General features: G+C 71.8%; 10 protein-coding genes and 1 pseudogene. 5 read left to right on the top strand and 6 right to left on the bottom strand.

Annotation, left to right across the window (positions count from 1 at the left end; all coding sequences use genetic code 11):
- A partial coding sequence (locus ACOTKD_RS03535; protein WP_424887337.1) for an amino acid adenylation domain-containing protein occupies nt 1–10,309 on the bottom strand: 10,309 nt, incomplete at its 3' end.
- Between the two features lie 593 nt (nt 10,310–10,902).
- Between ACOTKD_RS03535 and ACOTKD_RS03530 the strand changes: the two genes are divergently transcribed.
- Nucleotides 10,903–11,100 (top strand): hypothetical protein, encoded by a 198-nt coding sequence (locus ACOTKD_RS03530; RefSeq protein ID WP_424887336.1) that lies wholly within the window; start codon nt 10,903–10,905, stop codon nt 11,098–11,100.
- 24 nt (nt 11,101–11,124) lie between these two features.
- On the opposite strand, the gene ACOTKD_RS03525 is transcribed toward ACOTKD_RS03530, so the two are convergent.
- The gene (locus ACOTKD_RS03525) at nt 11,125–11,937 is read right to left on the bottom strand and encodes a helix-turn-helix transcriptional regulator (protein WP_424887335.1); all 813 of its coding nucleotides are present in this window, start codon (nt 11,935–11,937) and stop codon (nt 11,125–11,127) included.
- Nucleotides 11,938–12,091: 154 nt separating this feature from the next.
- Here ACOTKD_RS03525 and ACOTKD_RS03520 point away from each other — a divergent pair, with 154 nt between their 5' ends.
- On the top strand, nt 12,092–12,829 hold the full coding sequence (locus tag ACOTKD_RS03520; protein WP_424887334.1) for an SDR family oxidoreductase: 738 nt from the start codon (nt 12,092–12,094) through the stop codon (nt 12,827–12,829).
- A 40-nt stretch (nt 12,830–12,869) separates the two neighbouring features.
- On the opposite strand, the gene ACOTKD_RS03515 is transcribed toward ACOTKD_RS03520, so the two are convergent.
- Entirely contained in the window at nt 12,870–13,520 is a 651-nt protein-coding gene (locus tag ACOTKD_RS03515; RefSeq protein ID WP_424887333.1) for a CatB-related O-acetyltransferase, read from the bottom strand.
- Between the two features lie 245 nt (nt 13,521–13,765).
- On the opposite strand from ACOTKD_RS03515, the pseudogene ACOTKD_RS03510 reads away from it, so the two are divergent.
- Together ACOTKD_RS03510 and rox are read left to right on the top strand one after the other, a co-directional pair.
- A pseudogene (locus ACOTKD_RS03510) lies at nt 13,766–14,083 on the top strand (AraC family transcriptional regulator); the annotation flags it as partial.
- A gap of 110 nt (nt 14,084–14,193) precedes the next feature.
- Complete coding sequence (gene rox, locus ACOTKD_RS03505; RefSeq protein ID WP_424887332.1) at nt 14,194–15,621, top strand: rifampin monooxygenase; 1,428 nt, start codon at nt 14,194–14,196, stop codon at nt 15,619–15,621.
- Between the two features lie 38 nt (nt 15,622–15,659).
- Here rox and ACOTKD_RS03500 read toward each other — a convergent pair whose 3' ends face one another.
- The 3 genes from ACOTKD_RS03500 to ACOTKD_RS03490 all read right to left on the bottom strand — a co-directional run bounded on the left by ACOTKD_RS03500 (nt 15,660) and on the right by ACOTKD_RS03490 (nt 19,887).
- Nucleotides 15,660–17,243 (bottom strand): GMC oxidoreductase, encoded by a 1,584-nt coding sequence (locus ACOTKD_RS03500; RefSeq protein WP_424887331.1) that lies wholly within the window; start codon nt 17,241–17,243, stop codon nt 15,660–15,662.
- Nucleotides 17,244–17,360: 117 nt separating this feature from the next.
- Entirely contained in the window at nt 17,361–18,914 is a 1,554-nt protein-coding gene (locus tag ACOTKD_RS03495) for an AMP-binding protein (protein WP_424887330.1), read from the bottom strand.
- An 88-nt stretch (nt 18,915–19,002) separates the two neighbouring features.
- On the bottom strand, nt 19,003–19,887 hold the full coding sequence (locus ACOTKD_RS03490) for a LysR family transcriptional regulator (protein WP_424887329.1): 885 nt from the start codon (nt 19,885–19,887) through the stop codon (nt 19,003–19,005).
- Nucleotides 19,888–20,388: 501 nt separating this feature from the next.
- On the opposite strand from ACOTKD_RS03490, the gene ACOTKD_RS03485 reads away from it, so the two are divergent.
- Complete coding sequence (locus tag ACOTKD_RS03485; protein ID WP_424887328.1) at nt 20,389–21,477, top strand: globin domain-containing protein; 1,089 nt, start codon at nt 20,389–20,391, stop codon at nt 21,475–21,477.
- Nucleotides 21,478–21,494: the final 17 nt, after the last annotated feature.

The raw sequence follows: 21,494 nt of genomic DNA, 5'->3' as shown, positions 1-21,494 counted from the left end.
AGGGATCCGCCACGAAGCGCTCGGCCGTCAGGCCGGGGCGATGCACGTATCCCCTCGCCACCCCCGCCCCGGCCACGTACAGCTCGCCCACCGCACCCGGCGGCACCAGCCGCAGACCACCGTCCAGCACGTACACCCGCGTATTGGCGATCGGAGCGCCGATGGGCGCTGCCGACGGCCACTCCGAGACGCGATCCGGCAGGTGGTGCGCGGTCACGACGTGCGTTTCGGTGGGTCCGTAGTGGTTGTGCAGCCGCCGCGTCCCCTCGCCGAAGAACCGGCGCACCGCGTCGGTGAGCGTCAGTGCTTCTCCGGCCTGGGCGATGTGGCGCAGCGCCGGGAGCCGCAGGCCTTGTTCGACCGCTGCCGTGCACACGGCGTCCACGACGAGATTCGGGGCGAACAGCTCGCTGATCTCGTTCCGCTCCAGCCAGTGGGCGAGCTCGTCGGCGTCACGGCGGACGTCTTCGGTGGTGACCACCAATGAGCGTCCGGACGTCAGCGCGCCGAGGATTTCCTGCGCCGACACGTCGAAGCTGATCGTGGTGAACTGCGCCGTACGACCGCCGCTCCCGCTCCCGCCTCCGCTGAGCGGCATGGCCGTCTCTTGCCATGCCAGCAGGTTCACCAGCCCGCGGCAGGTCATGGAGACGCCCTTGGGTCTGCCGGTGGAGCCCGATGTGTAGATCACGTAGGCCGGGTGGTGCGGCGAGAGGGGGCAGGTCCGGTCGGCGTCGGTCAGATCGGCGCCGGACCGGCTGCCGACGAGAGCCCTGGTGTCGTCGTGGTCGAGGACCATGCGCGGCACAGCTCCCGCGCTCCCCGCCCCGGGAGTTCCGGCCTCGACCGCGGACGTGGTCAGCATCAGCGCTGCCCCGGCGTCCTCAAGGATGAAGGAGATGCGCTCGGCCGGGTGTTCCGGGTCCAGCGGCAGGTAGGCCGCCCCCGCCTTGAGCACCGCGAGCATCGCCACCAGGAGCTCGCCGGACCTGGGCAGGAGGAGGGCGACGATCTGCTCGGGGCCGGCCCCTCGCCGGACCAGCTCCCGTGCCAGCCGGTTGGCTCGCGCGTTGAGCTCTGCGTACGACACCACGGTGTCGCCATGGGCGGTCGGCACGGTGTCCCCAGGCGACGACCGTACGGTGGCCGGGAAGACCAACGCGGCCTTCTCCGGAGTGCGGGCGGCCTGGGCCCGCAGCAGTTCCGGCAGGCTCGCCGGGGGTACCGGGCACGCCGTGTCGTTCCACTCCACCAGCAGCCGGTGCCGCTCCTCGGCGGTCAGCACGTCACTCTGCCCGATGGGCCGCCGGGGGTCGGCGGCCACCGCTTCCAGCAGCCGGTTGAGCCGTGTCGCGATCGCCTCGGCCGCGTCCGGAGTGAACAGGTCCGGCCGGTAGCCGAGCGTGAACCGCAGGCTCTTGCCCGGGAACGCGATGAGGGTCAGCGGGTAGTGCGTCGCGTCGTGGGCGGTCAGACCGGTCACTTCCACGCCGGCCAGGGACGCCTGAACGGCATTGGTGTCGAGGGGATAGTTCTCGAACACCGTCGTGGTGTCGAACAGCTCGCGCATCCCCGCCACGCGCTGGATCTCGGCCAGCCCCAGGTGCTGGTGCTCCAGCAGCTTCGACTGCTCGTCCTGCAGCCTCGCCAGCATGTCCCGCCACGGCTCGGCTTCGTCCCAGCGCACGCGAACGGGCAGGGTGTTGATGAACAGGCCCACCATGGCCTCGACGCCGGAGATCTCCGGCGTACGACCGGAGACGGTGGCTCCGAAGACCACGTCGTGCCGGTCCAGCGCACGCCCCAGCAGCGCTCCCCAGACCCCCTGGACCACGGTGTTGAGCGTCAGCCCGTGACCGCGCGCCACCTTCGCCAGCGCCGAGGTCAGCTCCTCCGGCAGCTCCCACCCCAGCTCCTCGGGCGGCGTCACCGTGCCGCCGGCGCCTGCCGGGGCCAGCAACGTCGGCTCCGCCACCCCCGCCAGCGCCTCCCGCCAGGCCTCCTCGGCCGCGCCCCGGTCCCGCCCCGCCAGCCAGGCCAGGTAGTTCCGGTACGGCACGGCGGCCGGCAGCCCGGTGCCGTCCCCGCGCCGGGAGTACAGGGTGAACAGCTCTTGGACGAGGTTCGGCAGCGACCACCCGTCGATCAGGAGGTGGTGGCTCAGGAACACCAGGCAGTACCGCTCGGAAGAGAGCCGGACCAGAGTGAAGCGCAGCAGCGGCGGGCGAGCCGGATCGAACCGCCCGGCCCGGTCCTCGTCCACCAGCCGAGCCAGCTCCTGCTCCTGGCTGACCTTGCCGGTGCGGTCCGTGAGATCCGTGAGATCCGTGAGGCCCGTGAGGTCCACCTCACGCCACGGCAACTCCACCTCTCGCGGGATCACCTGCAGCGGCTGATCCGCACCCCGCTGCCAGAACCCCGCCCGCAGGTTGGGGTGCCGGTGCAGCAACGTCGCCACCGCGGCCCGCAGCGCCGCGGCGTCGACCCGTCCGTGGAGCTCGAAGACCAGCTGGACGGTGTAGACGTCCGGCGTCTGCCGGTCGAAGACCGTGTGGAAGAGCAGTCCCTCCTGAAGCGGCGAGAGCGGAAGCACTTCCTGCAGTTCCGACGGCCCACCCCATGCTTCCGCCAGCCTCTCGCGCTGGTCCTGCGTCAGCTCGATCAGCGGCAGCCCCGGGCTCGTTCCGCTCTCCTCGACGGCGACCGCGGCCGCTGCCAGGCCCGCCGCGGTCTGGTGCAGGAACACGTCGCGAGGGGTGATGACCAGGCCTGCCTCGCGCGCCCGCGACACCAGCTGGATGGACACGATGCTGTCCCCGCCGAGCGCGAAGAAGCCGTCGTCGGCACCGACCTCCGCCACACCCAGCAGCTCGGCGAACAGATCGGACAGGATCCTCTCCCGAGGTGTACGCGGGGTACGCGGCGGGCGTCCTCCGGCCGCGCGCGTGGCTTCGGGGGCGGGGAGTCCCGCACGGTTCAGCTTGCCGCTGGGCAGCATGGGCAGCTCGTCCAGCAGCACGAACGCGGCCGGGACCATGTAGTCCGGCAACAGGCCCTGCGCGTGTTCCCGTAGCGCTGCGGCATCCACGGCCTCGGCATCCGCGGCGGAGCCGGCTGCCGGTACCACGTACGCCACGAGCCACCGCCCGGACGGCCCGTCCTCCCGGAGCGCCACCGCGGCCCGGGCCACGCCGGGATGCCGTGCCAGCACCGCCTCGATCTCGCCGGGCTCGATGCGGAAGCCCCGGACCTTCACCTGGTCGTCCGACCGGCCCAGGAACTCCAGCGTTCCGTCCGGGCGGCGGCGCGCCAGGTCCCCCGTGCGGTACATGCGCGAACCCGCCGGGCCGAACGGATCGGGTAGGAACCGCAGCGCCGTCATTCCGGGCCGGTTCACGTACCCGCGGGCCAGCCCCCGCCCGGCCAGGTACAGCTCGCCCACCACGCCCGGCGGCACCAGCTGCAGGGCGTCGTCCAGCACGTGGACCCGCGTGTTCGAGATCGGTGCGCCGATCGGCACCGTCCCGGCGAAGTCCCGCGGGCAGGCCCAGGCCGTGACGTCGACGGCGGCCTCGGTCGGTCCGTAGAGGTTGTGCAGCGGCGCGTCCAGCGTGCCCTGGAACCGCGTGACCAGCTCGGGTGGCAGCGCCTCACCGCTGCAGAACACCCGGCGCAGCGTCCGGCAGTCCCGCGCAGCCGGCGATTCCAGGAAGGCGCGCAGCATCGACGGGACGAAATGGACCGTGGTCACCCGTGCGGTACGGATCAGACCGGCGAGATGGGCGGGGTCCCTGTGGCCCTCGGGCTTCGCCACCACCAGGGTCGCGCCTTCGATCAGGGGCCAGAAGAACTCCCAGACCGAGACGTCGAACGTGAAGGGCGTCTTCTGCAGGACGCGGTCGGTCGCGTCGAGGCGGTACTCGGCCTGCATCCAGTGGAGCCGGTTCACGATCGCGGTGTGCGGGACCGCAACGCCCTTGGGCCTGCCGGTGGAGCCGGAGGTGTAGATGACGTAGGCCGGGTGCAGCGGGGTGAGCCGGCCCGTACGAACGGGATTGGTGTCCGGGCAGGCGTCCAGGGCGCCGGTCGCATCGAGCTCGTCGGTCGTGGTCAGTACGGTCACCGGTCGCGCGTCGTCGAGCATGAACGCGGTCCGCTCGGCGGGCTGGGCCGGGTCGACGGGCAGGTACGCGGCGCCGGTCTTGAGCACCGCCAGCAGTGCCACGACCAGCTCCGCCGACCGCGGCAGGGCGACGGCCACGACGCGTTCGGGCCCCGCGCCCCGCGCGATCAGGAAGTGCGCGAGCCGGTTCGCCCGGGCGTTGAGCTCGGCGTAGGTCAGCTCGGTGCCCTCGAAAAGCAGCGCAAGGGCCCGGGGGCTGCGCGCGGCCCGCGTCTCGAACAGCGTCGGCAGGTCGGACTCCGGCACCGGGCGTGCGGTGTCGTTCCACTTCCCCAGCAGTTGCTCGCGCTCCTCCCGGCTGAGGATCTCGATCCGGCCGATCGGCTGCCCGGGGTCGGCCACCACGGCTTCCAGCAGCCGTTGGTACCTGCTGACCAGCGTCCTGATGGAGGCGGCGTCGAACAGGTCGGTGCTGTACTCGACGAGGCCGTCCATGCCGTCGGCGGTGCCGTGGTCCGTGAGCTCGACGGTGAGGTCGAACTTCGTCGTGCCGGTCCGCACACCCTCGGCCTCGGCCCGTAGACCCGGGAGCTCCAGGTCGGGCCCGGCGGTGTTGTGGAACGCCAGCGCGACCTGGAACAGCGGGTGATAGGCCAGCGAACGAGCCGGCCGCAGGTCCTCCACCAGGCGTTCGAACGGCAGGTCCTGGTGGGCGTAGGCGGCCAGGTCGGTCTCGCGCACCCGCTCCAGCAGCGTCCGGAAGCTCGGGTTCCCGGAGGTGTCGGCGCGCAGCACCAAGGTGTTGACGAAGAACCCGATGAGGTCGTCCAGGCTCTCGTCCGTACGCCCGGCGATCGGGGAGCCGATCGGGATGTCCGTGCCCGCACCCAGCCGGGTCAGCAGGGCTGCCAAGGCCGCCTGGGCGACCATGAAGACGCTCGCCTGGTTCCGCTTCGCGAGGTCGACGAGCCCCCGGTGCAGCTCCGCACTGAGCGTGAAGCCGTGGTTGGCGCCTCGGTGGCTGGTCACTGCCGGGCGCGGGCGGTCGGTGGGCAGCTCCAGGTGGTCGGGGAGCCCGGCAAGGGCGTCACGCCAGTACGAGAGCTGCTGCGAGGCCAGGGTGACCGCTGTGCCTTCCCGTTCTTCCTTTCCCTGTCCTTCCTCGCCTCTTTCGTCACCGAGGAGTTCGCGCTGCCAGAGCGTGTAGTCGGCGTACTGGACCGGCAGCGGCGACCACGCGGGTGCCGTGCCGGCGACCCGCGCGCGGTAGGCGGTGCCCAGATCCCTGGCGAGGGGCGTCAGCGACCATCCGTCACCCGCGATGTGGTGCAGTACGAGGACCAGTACGTGTTCCCGCGGGCCCAGGACGAACAGTGTGGCGCGCAACGGCTGCTCGGTGGCCAGGTCGAACTCGTACCGGACCGCGTCGGCCACCTTCTCCGCCAGCTTCGCCTGGTCGGCGGCCCTGCCGGGCCCGCCGGCGCCGTCGGCCCCGTCGGATCCGCCGGATGCTTCGATCTCGGAGATCTCCAGTACGGGCTGCGCGGCGGCCGCGTCGAGGACGAGCTGGCGCGGCCGCCCGGACCGCTCCGGGAACGTGGTGCGCAGGCTCTCGTGCCGGGCGACCACGTCGGCCAGCGCCGCGCTGAGGGCATCGCGGTCCACGACGCCCGACAGCCGCACGGCCAGGGGAACGTTGTACGTCGCGCCGGGCCCCTCCAGCCGGTGCAGGAACCACAGCCGGCGCTGCGCGAAAGACAGGGGGATCTCTTCCGGGCGGGCCACGGGGCGCAGCGCCGGCCGGGCCGGCCGTGCCGTGGGCAGCCGCTCGGCGAGGCCGGCGACGGTCGGTGTCTCGAAGAGCAGGCGGACCGGGAGCTCGATGCCCAGCTCCGACCTGACCCTGCCGGCCAGGCGGGTGGCCAGCAGGGAGTGCCCGCCGAGGTCGAAGAAGCTGTCGTCGACGCCGACGGCGGACAGGCCGAGGACGTCCGCGAACAGCCCGCACAGGAGCTCCTCCTGGGCGGTGCGCGGTGGGCGGCCGGTCGATGCCGCGCCGAAGTCCGGCGCGGGCAGGGCCGCGCGGTCGAGCTTCCCGTTGACGGTCAGCGGCAGGCGGTCCAGCACGACGACGGCGGACGGCTGCATGTAGTCCGGCAGCCGGTCCCGGAGGTACGAGCGCAGGGCGGTGACCAGTGCGCCGGACCGCCGGCCGGCGTCGGGGTCGTTGGCGTAGGCCGAGAGCTCCCCGTGCTCAGTGGCCGCCGGGAGATAGGTGTCCACGGGCGTGGCGGACGCGGTCTGCGCGGCGTCGGCGAAGACGACGTCGAGGCTGCCGTGGTCCTCGGTGCCCGACCAGGTCACGGCGACGCGGTAGCCGAGCCCCGTGCCGAGTTCGTGGAAGGCTTCGGGGTCGGGGGCCTTCTCGTGAGGGCCGACGGGCTCGCCGCCGTTGTCCAGCATGCGCATCATGGCGAGCTCGCCCGACAGGCGGGCGTTGGGGACTCCCACGAGCCGCAGCGTTCCGGGACGCCGGGCGGACAGCTGCTCGCGCAGCTCCTGCAGTCCGTCGACGTCCTGTCCCCAGTGCAGGCGCCGCGCCTCGCTCAGCGCGAGAGGCGCCTCGGGCTGTTTGCGCAGTACGACGTCATAGCGGTGCCGGGTCAGCTCGTTGTGGTGCCGGCCGCGTTTGACGCGCAGATCGACGCGCAGCCCGGTGCCGTCGGCACCGGCGAGGGCGCGTGGCAGTGCCACGAAGAAATCCGGGTCGATCAGCAGTTCCTTGTCCCGGGCCAGGTTCTGCTCGACCGCGCGGCGGATGCGGGCCGCGTCCTTCGAGGGGGCGGGGGCGTGGGCCTGTACGGCGGTGTGGAAGCACCGCTGGAGACGGAGGTTACGGATGTCGCCGACGAACACGGCCCCGCCGGGGACCACCAGTTCCGTCGCCTTGCGCAGCACTTCGACCAGATAGCGGGCGTTGGGGAAGTACTGCACCACCGAATTGATGATCACGGTGTCGAAGAATCCGGTCGGCAGTCCGTCGAAGTCGTGTGCCGGCTGGTGCAGCAGGGTCACCCGGCCGGTGAGCCCGGGGGTACGGCCGACGTGCGCCCTCAGTGCCTCGACGGCCGGGGCGGAGAAGTCGGTCGCCCAGTACTCCTCGCACCGCGGGGCCACCGGCCCCAGGAGCAGGCCGGTGCCGACGCCGATCTCCAGCACGCGGCGGGGCCGTAACGACAGGACGCGCTCGACCGTGGCCGCCCGCCATTCCTCCATCTCGGCCAGGGGGATGGGCTGTCCGTCGTAGCTGCTGTTCCATCCCGTGAAGTTCGAGCCCGGCAGGTGCGCGGCGGCGTCTTCGTAGAGCGAGTCGTAGATCGACTGCCATTCGCCGACCTGCTGTGCCTCGGCATGCGGCCGGGTCCGGGTCTGCGTCTGGGGCTGTGCCTGGACCTGCGCCGGCTCGTCGCTCACCGGTCCGGCCGCTGTCACCGGCACCGCGTAGGCGACGAGACGCTGGTCTCCCGGCCGGTGCTCATGGGCGACGACGGCGGCCTGGGCCAGGCCGGGGTGCCGGGACAGCACGGCCTCGATCTCGCCCGGCTCGATCCGGAAGCCGCGGATCTTCACCTGGTCATCGGTCCGGCCCACGAAATCGAGGGCCCCGTCGGAACGCCTCCGCACCAGGTCGCCCGTGCGGTACATGCGGGAGCCCGCCGGGCCGAGGGGATCAGCGACGAACCGCTCGGCGGTCAGGCCCGGCCGGCCGAAGTAGCCGCGTGCCAGCCCTGCCCCCGCGATGTGGAGCTCGCCCACCACGCCGACCGGGAGCGGTTGCAGGCCTCCGTCGAGGACGTACAGCCGCATGCCGTCCATGGCGCGGCCGATGGGCACGCTGTGCGGCACCTGGTCCGGTGCCCGCGTCGTGTGGTGTGCGGCGAAGGTGGTGGTCTCGGTGGGGCCGTAACCGTTGACGACCGCGGTCCGCGGGCAGTGGTCCAGCACCCGCCGGACCGCTGCGGCCGGGACGACATCGCCTCCGGTCCACACCGCCCGGACACCGGCGAAGCTGCCGGGGGACTCTTCGGCCATCACCTGGAAGAGGCCCGCCGTCAGCCACAGGCCCGTGACGCTTCCGCCGGCGACGAGGCGCGCGAGAACGCGGGTGTCCACCTCACCGGGAGGGGCCACGACGACCTGGCCGCCGTTGAGCAGGGGAACCCACAGTTCGTACGTCGAGGCGTCGAAAGCGTGCGGGGAATGCAGCAGCACCCGCTCGTGGTCGCCGCCTCGCCAGCAGCGGTCGGATGCCAGGCCGAGCACGTCCCGGTGGGTGACGGCCACGCCCTTCGCCGCACCGAGCGACCCGGAGGTGTACATGATGTACGCGAGCTGCTCCGGGTGGGTGTCCACGGAGGGATCACTGTCGTCCTCGCCGTCCTCGCCGGCGAGGAGTTGATCTGCATCAACGACGACGACCCGTGCGCCGTGCGGGAATGCGCGGCCCTCTGCGCTCTGTGCGGCCTGTGAGGACTGGTCGGTGAGCAGTACGTCGGCTTCGGTCTCGGCCATGATGGCTTGTTGTCGCGCTGCCGGGTGGCTGTGGTGCAGCGGTACGTAGACGCCACCCGCTTTCAGCACCGCCAGGACGGACACCACGAGGCCGGCCGACCGCCGGAGCAGAAAGGCCACCCGGGATTCGGGACCCACTCCCATGCCGATCAGCCGGTGTGCGAGGCGGTTGGCCCGGGCGTTCAGTTCCCCGTAGGTCAGTTCCTCGTCGTCCGACCGGACGGCCACCGCGTGCGGAGTGCGCGCTGCTTGCCCGGCGAACCGTTGCTGAATGCTGCTCCCGGCGTCGGGCGTCGCGTTCGCGGTGTCGTTCCAGGCCGCGAGCAGACGGTGCTCCCGCGCCGAGAGCAGTTCCATCGCGCCGACCGGCAGGCCGGCGTCGGCGTTCAGGATCCGCAGGAAGCGCCGGTGGTGGTCCGCGAGCTCACCGTCCTCGTACAGCGCGGGGTTGGCGTCGAAGTCGATGCGCGGGCCTTGCTCCTTCGCCCGCTGGTAGACGGTGATCGACAGGTCTTCGACCTGCCCGGCCGAAAGGGTGTGGGACGTCGCGCGGGAGTCGCCGAACCGGAGGTCGTAATCGAAGGGCATGATGTTGACGACCGGGCCGAACAGCTTCCGGTCGTCGCGGAACAGGCCCAGATCCCGGCGCAGGTCCTCGTACCGGTAGCGCTGGTGCCGGAGTACGGAAAAGACTTCCTGCGACGCCTGCTGGACGAGGCCGGAGAAGACCGTGTCCGGCCGTACCGCCAGACGCAGGGGCAGCACGTTCGACACCATTCCCGGTATCTCCTGGGAAAGCGACGTGTCGCGGCCGGTGACGCCCAGGCCGACCGTGACGTCGCGTGCGCCTGTCATGCGGTGCAGATAGGCGGCCGTGGCGGCGACGACGACCGAGGGCCAGGTCGTCCGTGCGCCACGGGCCACGGCCCGCAGCCGCTCTATGCCCGACCGGGGGAGCTGTGCCGTCGCCCGCCGCACGCTGGGGGACGTGGGAGAGAACCTGCCGGCGAGGGTCACCGGTTCCGGCAGGTCGGCGAACCGCCCGGTCCAGTGCTCACGGTCCTGAGCGAACTGTTCCGATGAACGGTAGGTGCGTTCTTCCTCCAGGAGGAGACGCAAGGGACCGAAGGTCTCCTCGTCGACCGGCAGGCCGCGCGACAACGCGGTGTAGATGTCGCAGAGCCGCCGGATGACGAGCGCCGCTCCGTAGCCGTCCATGACGAGGTGGTGAACGCGCTGGTACCAGAAGAACCTGTCCGGTGCCGCCCGGAACAGGGCGCAGGTGAAGAGCGGGACGGAGGCCAGGTCGAGCGGCCGCGCCAGGTCGGCCTCCATCCACGCCAGGGCGGCCCCGCGCGGATCGGGCTCCGCGCTGACATCGATGAGCGGTACGGTCAGGCCGGCCAGCGGGGTGACGATCTGCCAGGGACCGGCGCTGTCGGTGACGAAGCGGACCCGGAGCGCCTCCGCTTCGGCGATGGCGCGCCGGGCCGATTCCTCCAGCAACGCGGTGTTCACCGGGCCGTGTATTTCCAGGTATTCCCCGAGAATGTAGGTCGGGTTCTCCGGGGCCAGTTGCTGGGCGTACCAGATGCCGGTCTGAGCAGCCGACAAAGGAAGACGGGCATCCCGAGAATCGAACATGCTCTCCCCGTGGGGTCCAGTGACCGACGCGGCCGACGTCGGTGGGCGTGATGAACGCGAATCACCAAAGGTGAAGAGGGGGGTAAGAAGCCTGCAGGGTGTCGGTGCTGGTGGCCCGATTGCTGCTTTTGGTGTGATCGTTTCAGGCCTGGACCGATCTGCCGATTGTTGAGGGTGAGACCGGATGGTGTCAATGGGCCGGCATCGGCCAACGCCCGTGGCCGGAAAGGGACTTGAGTCGGACTTCAGTCCGGGGCCGGCCGCCGTTGCATCGCCGCTCGCGCCTTCGTGCCGTCGGGGGGCCTGGCTGCTTCGAGTCGCTGCCCCATCGGCTCGGTGCCGCACGGCCGGAGCGCCTTGCCCGCCTCCCCGGACGGCGGCGGGGGTGCCCGGCGGGGTGGCGGGCGTCCCCCATGTGGCGGAATGAGCGCAACTGTATCCGCCGGAAGCGGTTGCCTTTCAGCGAGGTGCCGGTTCCGCCCTTGAGGGCGGAGCGTGCCGCCGCCCGCAATTCCGCTGGTCCCGTTTTTGAGGAGGTCATGGTGTCTCTGCGAAGGATTTCTGTGCTGGGCGCTGTCAGTGGAGCGCTCGTCCTGTCGGCTGTGACGGCAGCCCATGCTGTCGGTGACAAGGACGTGGACCGCGCTTTCGAGAGCGTTCCCGGGCCCGACAGCGGCAACGTCGGACGAAAGGTGTCCGTACCGGCTCAGGTGGTCGGGATGGACATCAATCCCCTCAGCCTGCTGATTCCCGGCGTATGAAAAGGAACGGCGCCGCCTGAGGGCTCATCCGGCCGGCTCCCGGTCGTCGCGGTAGATCACCAGTGTCCGGTCCGGCTGTTCGGCGAGATGGAACGCGGTGTAGGCGAACTCGACCACCCCGCGCCCCGGGCACCGCAGCCGCTTCCGTCCACTGCGCCGGGCCTGTACGTCGTACTGCGGCCACCAGGCACGCATTTCCGGGCTGCCCGCACGCAGTTCGTCGATCAGCCGGGTGTACCGGAGGTCGCCCGGGTGACGGCCGGCCAGCGTGCGCAGCCGGGCGAGCAGGCCGCGCGCGTCGAGCTCCCAGTCGACCAGGACGTCCCGGGCCGCGGGCTCGAGGAACACCCAGCGGGCGAAGTTCGCCGGCCGTTCCGCTGCCGCGGCGGTGAGGTTCGGGAACAGCTCGTCGGCCGCCCGATTGCGGCTGAGCACGTCGTAGTTGCCGCCGATGATGTACGCCGGATGGGGCTGGAGCAGGAGCGGGACGGCCGCCACCTCGGCAGCGAGCGGCTCGGGTTCATCGGCTTCGGCCTCGGAGGCGGGGGCGTGACCGGCGAGCCGGAAGAGGTGACCGCGCTCGTGCCGGCCGAGCCGCAGCGCCGAGGCGAGGGCGTCGAGCACCTGTTCCGACGCACGGATGTCCCGGCCCTGTTCGAGGTACGTGTACCAGGTCGCGCTGATCCCGGCGAGCAGCGCGAGTTCCTCCCGGCGCAGGCCCGGCGTCCGGCGGCGGCGCCCGGCATGCGGCAGCCCGACCTCATCGGGAGTGATCCGCTCTCTGCGGCTGCGGAGGAAAGCCCCCAGCTCACGACGTTGATCCGGCTGCTGCTGCACGATGAGTGGCACCTCTGGTTCCAGAATAAACACGCTCTGGATACCAGGTTAGGGCCACCGCAGACTGGCATCCGGCGCCGGTCGACCGGCCGGCGCGCGGACGGAACGGGTACCCACGCGGACGCGACCGGTGCCCGGAAGGAAGGGGGACACGATGCCGGAAACCGACGGCAAGGTCGTGGTGATCACAGGGGCCGGTAGCGGCATCGGCGAGGCCACCGCACTATTGCTGGCCGAACGGGGGGCGCGGCTCGTCCTGGGGGCACGGCGTTCCGAGCGCCTCGCGGAGCTGGTGGCGCGGATCGAGAAGGCGGGCGGCGCAGCCGTGCAGACCCGTACGGACGTGACCCGGCGCGACGACCTGCACGCCCTGGTCGCCTTGGCCCGCGAGCGGTTCGGCCGGCTCGACGTGCTGGTCAGCAACGCCGGGGCCGGTACGATCTCGCCCCTCGACGACCTGCGCGTCGACGAGTGGGACCGGATGGTCGACGTCAACGTCAAGGGCGTGCTGCACGGCATCGGCGCCGCGCTGCCGGTCTTCCGGGCCCAGGGCACGGGCCACTTCATCACCATTGCCTCCACGGCCGCGTTCCGCGTCGTGCCGGCCATGGCGGTCTACGCCGGCACCAAGTTCGCGGTCCGCGCCATCTGCGAGGGCCTGCGTCAGGAAGCCGGTGACTCCCTGCGGGTGACGACGGTCTCGCCCGGTGCGGTCGCCACCGATTTCGCCGACGCCTCGACGAATCCGGAAGTCAGAGCGCGGATAGCGGAGATGCGGGACCGGATCGCGATTCCGCCCGAAGCGATCGCCCGAGCCGTCGCGTTCGCCATCGAGCAGCCCGCGACCGTCGATGTGAACGAGATCGTCGTCCGGCCCACCGCCCAGACCTGACTCCGCTCACGCGACGATCCGCCGGGCGGCCCGGACCGGCTCATCGCGTCCGCGGCGGAGCCGCTGCCTCCAGGGCGTCGACGCTGCCGGACATGATCGTGCGGATGTGCTCGGTGATGTGCTCGGCCGGCCAGTCCCACCAGGCGAGTTCGAGGAGACGCGCGACGTCGGTGTCGTCGTAGCGGCGCCGGATCAGCCGGGCGGGGTTGCCGCCGACGATCCCGTAGTCCGGGACGTCGTCCACGACGACGGCGCCCGAAGCGATGATGGCGCCGTGGCCGATGCGGACACCGGGCATGACCGTGGCCCCGTGCCCGAACCAGACGTCGTTGCCGACCACGGTGTCGCCGCGGCCGGGCAGACCGGTGATGAGGTCCATGTGCTCGGCCCACGAGCCGCCCATGATGGGGAAGGGGAACGTCGACGGGCCGTCCATGCGGTGGTTGGCGCCGTTCATGATGAACCGCGCCCCCGTCCCCAGAGCGCAGAACTTGCCGATGACCAGCTTCTCCGGCCCGTAGTGGTAGAGCACGTTCCGGGTTTCGAACGCGGTCGGGTCGTCCGGGTCGTCGTAGTAGGAGTACTCGCCGACCTCGATGAGCGGAGAGGCGACCAGGGGCTTGAGCAGCACCACGCGCGGCTGACCCGGCATCGGATGGATCATGGTGGGATCGGCGGGAACGGCCGGCATGAGGGGCACCACTCTTTCGTCGCCTGTGGGTCTGCGTTCCATGATCGTAAACCGGGCGGGGCGAAACCGCTGCCCTGCTTGCGGACTTCCAGGGCACCCGGCCCGCCGAAGTGCGCGGGGACGATCAGCTCGCGCTCGGCCGCGGCCCGTTCGAGGATGCGGCGGCGGCCGGCGGTCGCCTGCTCCTGGCCGAGGCAGAAGCCGCTGTCGCAGGAGGGGCGGAGGACCTGCAGAAGGCGATGCCGACCGGAGCGTGGCCCGGTGTCCTGGACGACGAGGTGACGGCCGCCGCCCTGCCTGCGCTGCACACGGATCCGGCAGCGCCGTGGACCGACGAGCGCCTGGCCGCCGAGGCGGGCGTCTCCCGCCCCCGGCACACGCTCGCCTCCATCGCGCGCCGCGTCGGCTACGGCAGCCCGTACGCGCTCTCGCACGCCTTCAGCAGGGAGTTCGGGACGACGCCGGGACGGTACCGGGCGCGGTTGCAGGCCACGGCGGACGACGGAGCACGGACGGCGAACGGCGAACGGCGAACGGCGAACGGCAAAGGCGAGGAGTGCTGACCACTCCTCGCCACTCTTAACTTATAGCGCACAGGGGGCCTTGCGGCAAGGCCCCCGTCATGCCGCAGAATCAGCGGGCAAAGCCTGGACCTGCGGAAATAGGGATTGTGATGATCGACGTCATCGTTGCCGGCGGCGGACCGACCGGACTGATGCTGGCCTGCGAACTGCGGCTGCACGGTGTGCACGTGGTCGTGCTGGAGAGGGACGCGGAGCCGGCCGGGCACGTCCGGGCGCTCGGTCTGCACGCGCGCAGCGTCGAGGTGATGGCCCAGCGCGGTCTGCTGGACCGGTTCCTCGAGCACGGCAAGCAGTACCAGGTCGGCGGGTTCTTCGCCGCCATCGACAAACCGTGGCCCGACCGGCTGGACAGCGCGCACGCGTACGTCCTCGGCATCCCGCAGCCGGTCACCGAGCGGCTGCTCAACGAGCGTGCCCTCGAACTCGGTGCCGAGATCCGGCGCGGTGTCGCCGTGACCGGGCTGAGCCAGGACGAAGAGGGAGTGACGGTCGAGCTGGCGGAGGGCACGCGGCTGCGCTCGCACTACCTCGTCGGCTGCGACGGCGGCCGCAGCACGGTGCGCAAGCTGCTCGGCGTCGGCTTCCCCGGCGAGCCCACCAGGGTCGAGACGCTGCTGGGCGAGATGGAGGTGGGCGTGCCTCCGGAGGAGATCGCCGCCGTGATGGCCGAGGTCCGCAAGACCCAGAAGCGGTTCGGCGCCGGGTCGTTCGGGGGCGGGATCTACCGCGTCGTGGTGCCCGCCGACGGGGTGGCCGAGGACCGCACCGTCCCGCCGACCCTGGAGGAGTTCAAGAAGCAGCTGCGGGCCACCGCCGGGACCGACTTCGGCGTGCACTCGCCGCGCTGGCTCTCCCGCTTCGGCGACGCCACCCGCCAGGCCGAGCGCTACCGGGTCGGCCGGGTGCTGCTGGCCGGGGACGCGGCGCACATCCACCCGCCGACCGGCGGGCAGGGCCTCAACCTCGGCGTGCAGGACGCGTTCAACCTCGGCTGGAAGCTGGCCGCCGAGATAGGCGGCTGGGCGCCCGAGGGGCTGCTGGACAGTTACCACGCCGAACGGCACGCGGTAGCCGCCGACGTGCTGGACAACACCCGCGCGCAGATGGAGCTGATGTCCACCGAGCCGGGTGCCCAGGCGGTGCGCCGGCTGGTGTCGGAGCTGATGGACTTCGAGGAGGTGAACCGGTACCTGATCGAGAAGATCACCGCGATCGGGATCCGCTACGACCTCGGCGAGGGGCACGAGCTGCTCGGCCTGCGGATGCGGGACGTGCAGCTGAAGCGCGGTCGCCTCTACGAGCTGATGCACGGCGGCCGCGGTCTGCTGCTCGACCAGACCGGCCGGCTCTCGGTGGAGGGCTGGGCGGACCGCGTCGACCACGTCGTCGACGTCAGCGAGGAACTGGACGTGCCCGCGGTGCTGTTGCGGCCCGACGGTCACGTGGCGTGGGTGGGCGAGGACCAGCAGGATCTGCGGGACCACCTGCCCAAGTGGTTCGGCACCGCCGCCGGCTGACCGGCAATCAGCTCGGCCCTGACACGGCCCTGCCTGCCTTACCCGCCCGCGGCGACGATGCCCGCCAAGGCGCGTTCGGCGAGGGCCGCGATCGTCAGGGACGGGTTGGCTCCGCCCACGCTTCCCGGCAGCAGCGAGCCGTCCACGACGTACAGGCCCTTGCAGCCCTTGACCCGGCCCTCCAGGTCCGTGGAGCGGCCGATGACGCAGCCGCCGACGGGGTGGCCGGTGAAGGGGTAGGGGTTGTTCACCGTCACCGGGAGGCTGCCCGGGTTGGCCTCGATGACCCGGGTGCTGAAGGCCGGCAAGGCGCGGGCCGCGGCCGCCGACTTCTCCCGCGTCCAGTCCGCCAGCACCACACGGCGCGTCGGCCGGTCGTACCGGAAGGTGCCCCGGTGGTCGGTGTCCGCGGTCATGGCGAAGGTGGCGGTCGCCGGGAGGGAGGCGTAGCCGGAGAGCAGCCAGTTCTCCACGCGCAGGGGCAGCCCGAATCCGGTGGGGAAGAAGGCGGTGGACGCGCAGGGGGAGCCCTGGGCGGGGCCGATGGGCTCCAGGGGCTGTGAGCGCAGGTTCGCCTGGTCGCCGTTGTCCCCGAATCCGGTGCCGACGGTCTCCGGCAGGTCCGGGAGGCGGCCTTCCTCGCGGGCGGCCACGAGAAGCCGGTTGGTGTTGAGGGTGCCGGCCGCGAGGAAGAGCATCTCGCACGTGTACTCGGTGGTGCCGAGGGCGGCGCCGTCCTCGCCCAGGCGCCGCACGACGACGGAGTAGGTGCCGTCGCGTCCGCGGCCGACGGACCGCACCTCGTGCAGCGCGCGCAGCTGGACGCGGCCGGTGGCCAGGGCCGCCGGGAGGTAGGTGCGGGTGAGGTCCCGCTTGGTTCCGTTGCCGCAGCCGAAGTCGGACTCGCCGATGGTCGCCGACGGCGGGAGGGCGTGGGCGAGCTCCTGCCGGACGGCGTGCCAGTCGAAGGCCGAGTCGGCGGGGCGGGTCGTCATCCGCGCGTTGGCGAGCTGCCGGTCCCACAGCCGGGAGTGGGTGAACGGCGCGGAGTCGTAGACGTCCTCGGGCATCGGGCCGGCGCGCAGCATGGCGCGCACGGCGGGGAACCACCGGCCGGTGAACTCGTCGTAGGACAGGCCGGGCGGGTACAGCCTCTCGAAGCAGCGCCGCGGCGGGGCGATCGTCACGCCGGTGTAGACGACGGAGCCGCCTCCGACGGCCGCCCCGCAGGCGATGTCGAGGTTGCGCTCTTCGGACAGCTCCATGACGCCGGGGGCGGGGGTGACGGGGACGGGGAGCATGCCGGGCCACCGGGTGGTGCGGCGGAACCAGAACATCGTGCTGGTGATCCGGGTGGACGAGCCGAAGACGGGCCGGGCGGGGAGCGTGGGCCAGTCCCGGCCGCGCTCCACGACCAGCGTGTCGACCCCCGCCCGCCCCAGCCGCAGCGCCGCGACGGAGCCGCCGAAGCCCGAGCCGATGACCAGGGCACGGAAGTGCGTACGGGACGCGGCGGCGGCCAGGGCCCGGCTGCCGGGCGGGCCGAGGACGGCTCCGGTGATGCCGGCGAGCGCGCCCTTGGCCGCGAGCCCCAGCACTTCCCTGCGATACGGATCGGGCACGGGTCCTCCTGAGCGGTCCCTCGCATCCTGGGCCGGAAGGGGTGCGTGAACGGCTCGCCGGGCGTCTTGTCCACCCGAAAGGGTGCGAACCGGGCCGGGCGGCCGCCGCCTCCCGCCTCAGCCGGACAGCCGGGACCGCAGCTCCTGCCTGTCCGGCTTGCCCGCGGCCGTCAGCGGAAGGGCGGGCACCAGGTGCAGGGCCTCGGGAGCGTAGAGGCGCCCCTTGCGGGACGTGACGAAGTCCCGGATCTCCTCCAGGGAGGGGTGCTGACCGGCGACGGGCACCACGGCCGCGTGGACGTGCTCCACCGATTCCTCGTCCCGGCTGCCGAAGACCGTGCACTGGGCGACGGCGGGATGGCTCAGCAGCAGGTCCTCCAGCTCCGCCGGATAGACGTGGCCCCCGACGACCACGATCATCTCCTTGATCCGGTCCACGATGTAGAGGTAGCCGTCCTCGTCGAGGTAGCCGACGTCACCGGTGTGCACCCAGCCGTCCCGCAGCACCTCGGCGGTCAGCTCCGGCTGCTTCCAGTAGCCGTGCATCATGAAGGGCGAACGCACCTGTACTTCGCCCCGCTCCCCGGGCGGCAGGGTGGTGCCGCCGGCGTCCCGGACGGCGATCTCGACGCCGGGCATGGCCCGGCCGACCGTCAGGTGCCCGCCGAAGCCCGTCCGCTCCTGCTCGCCCGGTCCCGCTTCGGTGATGGACTGCGCCTCGGACTGCCCGTACCAGCCGTAGAGCACGGGCCCCAGGACCTTGGCCGCCTGCCGCAGCCTGACCGGTGAGGCGGCGGTGCCCCCGTAGGTGATGCGGCTCAGGCTGGACAGGTCGGTGCCGGACAGGTCCGGGTGGTCCAGGAGCCGGTAGAGCAGCGGCGGCAGCAGCCAGGTGTGGGTGATGCGCTCGCGCTCGATCGCGGCCAGCACGTCTCCGGGCTCGAAACCGTGCCGCAGGACCACCGAGCCGCCCCGGAAGAGGGTCATGTCGGCGACGATGCCGGCGAGATGGGCGAGCGAGGTGCAGGCGAGGTAGCGGGGCGGGTCGCCGGCGTCGGCGAGCTGCTGGTCCAGGGTTCGCCGGTACGAGCCGTGGGTCATCCGGATGCCTTTGGGCATGCCGGTGGTTCCGCCGGTGTGCCGGATGCACCAGTCGTCGTCCGGGCCCACCGGGGCGCCCACCCGCCGCGCCGGGCGGCGGGCGGCCACGGCCAGTACGTCCTCGGCGAAGCCGCTCGGCCCCAGGGACAGCATCGGGGGAACTCCGGCGGGGTCGGTGAGCTGCCGCAGCTCACCGGCGGTGGCGTGCCGCTGGGCGTCCACCAGCAGCAGGGAGCAGTCGACGCTCGCCATGATGCCTGCCATGGCCGGCGCGCTCATGCCCTCGTAGAGGCCGACCACCCGGGCCCCCGACAGGTTGGCGGCGTAGCGGGCGACGAGGGCCTCGGCGGTGTTGCCGGTGAGCAGGGTGACCGTGGCGCCGCGGCCCACCCCGCGCTCGATCAGCTCCCCGGCGAGCCGGTGGACCTGGTCCCGGAACTCCGCGGCCCGGGTCACCGCCCCCTCGGCGTCGGTGATGACCTCGCGCTCCGGGTCGGCGGACAGCACGTCGAGGACGGCCTCCACGTAGCTGCGGAAACCGCCTTCCGCGGTGCCGTGTCCATGACTCATCGCTGTTCTCCCTCGTCGGAACCCCCGTGGCCGTCTTCGACGCTAGTGCCGCGGGCTCATGCGTTCCACGACCGGTTTCGTCATGTGCTCATGACTCACTGGGTATGAGCTCCATGGCCAGCCGGCGGAAGTCCAGGGCGGCGGGGGAGAGGTAGGCGTTCTCGCGCCACACCAGGGTCAGCGTCCGGTGGCAGTCCTCGGCGTCCAGCCGCAGCCAGGACACCGGGCTGCGCTCGGCGAGCGTCCGCCGGGCGATCGCGGGCATCAGGGCGATGCCCAGGCCGACGCCGACCAGCTCCGGAGTGGCGGCGGCCTCGTCGCCCTCGCAGACGATGCGCGGTGTGAGTCCCTCCCCGGCGAACAGCCTGTCCAGGAGGGCGCGCTGCCAGTGCCCGGTGCGCGTGCTGACGAAATCCTCGTCGGCCAGCTCGGCCACCGTGACGCGCTCCCGGCCCGCCAGCGGATGGCCGGGCGGGACGACCAGCAGCACCTCCTCCCGCACCAGCTCCACGGAGCACAGGCCGGGCCCTGCCAGCGGCTGGGAGGCCAGGGCGAAGTCCACCTCGGCGGAGTTCAGGCGCTGCCGCATCGAGCCCACCGGAGCCTGGGACACGTGCACCTTCACCCCGGGGCGGTGTGCGCGGAACGCGGCCAGTACTCCGGCCAGCTGAAGCAGCGTCTCGGCTGCGACGGCGACACGGCCCGGGCCGGCACCGGCGGCGTCGGCCATCTCCCGCCGGGCGTCGTCGAGCTCGGCCAGCGCCCGCTCGACCCGGAGGAGGAAGGCCGCGCCGTGCTCGTTCAGCCGTATCCGGCGGCCCCGGCGGTCGAAGAGCGGGACGCCGAGGTCGGACTCGAGCCGGATGATGGTCCGGCTCACCGACGGCTGGGCGACCCGGAGCTCCTCGGCCGCGCGGCTGATGTGCTGGTGGCGGGCCACGGCCTGGAAATAACGCAGAGACAGCAGATCCATGGCGGTAGTCTCGCCGGATTTTCCACTGTCAGTGATCAAGTCGGGGAACGGGGGTGATTCTCCCTAACAGTTACCTAAATCAGCACAACGGTCACGGGTGGTCAGGGTGATTCCACAAGTTCTCGCTCCGAGTTCTAGTAGAAGTCCCTCTTTCCTGTCCCGTTCTCCTCGCCAAGGATCTGAGGGCATCCGGAAGCGGCTAGTCCGTTTCATCGCCTCGGCACCCCATGAGGTCTTTGTGTTGATCCCCTTCGGCTCCCAGTGGCGTTCAGAATGCACGGCGAACGGGAGAGCACTGTCCCGTTGAGATTCCGGATCGGTCGTCCGAACAGCACCCCCGTACACCCGGCCCCCGAGTACCCGGACCCGCATTATCCGGCGCCCGCCCTGGCCGGCGCGTACGACGGAGAGCCGGAGACCGCAGATGCGCCAGACGCCCCGGACGCGCCGGAAGCGCCTTTGTCGGACCACGAAATAGGACTCATCAGGACGTCCCTGTCAGTGGTCGAACCCCTCGCGGGGGAGATAACGGTCTACTTCTACGCCATCCTCTTCGCCCGCTACCCCGAAGTCCGTGCCATGTTCCCGCCGGGGATGGACACCCAGCGCGATCGCCTCCTGCGCGCACTGCTGCGCGTCGTGGACCTGGTCGACGATCCCCGGAACCTCGTCCGCTTCTGCGGACACCTCGGCCGCGATCACCGCAAGTTCGGCACGCTCCCCGCGCACTTCCCGGCCGTGGGCGAATGCCTCCTCGCCTCTCTGGCCCGGTACGCCGGCTCCGCGTGGACCCCGGAGATCGCCGCCGCCTGGACGAAGGCGTACGGCGCGGTCGCCCAGGTCATGATCAGCGCGGCCGAGGAGGACGAGGCGGTACGGCCGGCCGTGTGGCCCGCCACGGTGGTCCACCGCGTCGCGCGCGGCCACGGCATCGCCGAAATCACCGTACGTCCCCACATGCCGTACGAGTACGCCGCCGGCCAGTACGTGAGCATCGAGACGCCGTGGTGGCCGAAGCAGTGGCGTTACTACTCCGTCGCCAACGCGCCTCGTGAGGACGGCACCCTCACCTTCCACGTGCGTGCCGTGCCCGGCGGCTCGGTGAGCGAGGCGCTGGTGCAACGGGCGGCGGTGGGGGACGTCATCAGGCTCGGGCCCCCGATGGGCGACATGGTCCTGGACGCGGCCGAGCACGAGGACCTGCTCCTGGTGGCCGGCGGCACCGGTCTCGCCCCGATCCGCGCCCTCATCGAAGAGGTCGCCCGCCGAGGGGGACGCAGGCAGGTGCACCTGTTCCTCGGCGCCCGGACCGGGGCGGAGCTGTACGGGGTCGACGACATGCTCCGGATGGCCCAGCGGTACCACTGGCTGACCATCAGGGGCGCGGTCTCCGACGAGTACGTCCCCGGGATCCGCGGAACGCTCCCGGACGTGCTGGCCGAATACGGGCCGTGGCACGAGTGCGACGTCTTCCTCAGCGGCCCGGCCCGGATGGTCGTCTCCGCCAAGGAGACGCTCACGCTCAGCGGCACCCGGCCCGACCGCATCCATCACGACCCGTTCGAGACCCCCGTGCTGTCCGCTTCCTGATCCCGCAGCACCTTCCC

This window comes from Streptomyces sp. XH2, assembly GCF_049725035.1.
Taxonomy (GTDB): Bacteria; Actinomycetota; Actinomycetes; order Streptomycetales; family Streptomycetaceae; genus Streptomyces; species Streptomyces roseoverticillatus.
This window is presented reverse-complemented; position numbering and strand designations above follow the sequence as displayed.

Bases quoted from the DNA above. Each gene is read 5' to 3' on its own strand.
- rox (WP_424887332.1), top strand. From the start codon at position 14,194: ATGATCGACGTCATCGTTGCCGGCGGCGGACCGACCGGACTGATGCTG.
- ACOTKD_RS03520 (WP_424887334.1), top strand. From the start codon at position 12,092: ATGCCGGAAACCGACGGCAAGGTCGTGGTGATCACAGGGGCCGGTAGC.
- ACOTKD_RS03490 (WP_424887329.1), bottom strand. From the start codon at position 19,887: ATGGATCTGCTGTCTCTGCGTTATTTCCAGGCCGTGGCCCGCCACCAG.
- ACOTKD_RS03495 (WP_424887330.1), bottom strand. From the start codon at position 18,914: ATGAGTCATGGACACGGCACCGCGGAAGGCGGTTTCCGCAGCTACGTG.
- ACOTKD_RS03515 (WP_424887333.1), bottom strand. From the start codon at position 13,520: ATGCCGGCCGTTCCCGCCGATCCCACCATGATCCATCCGATGCCGGGT.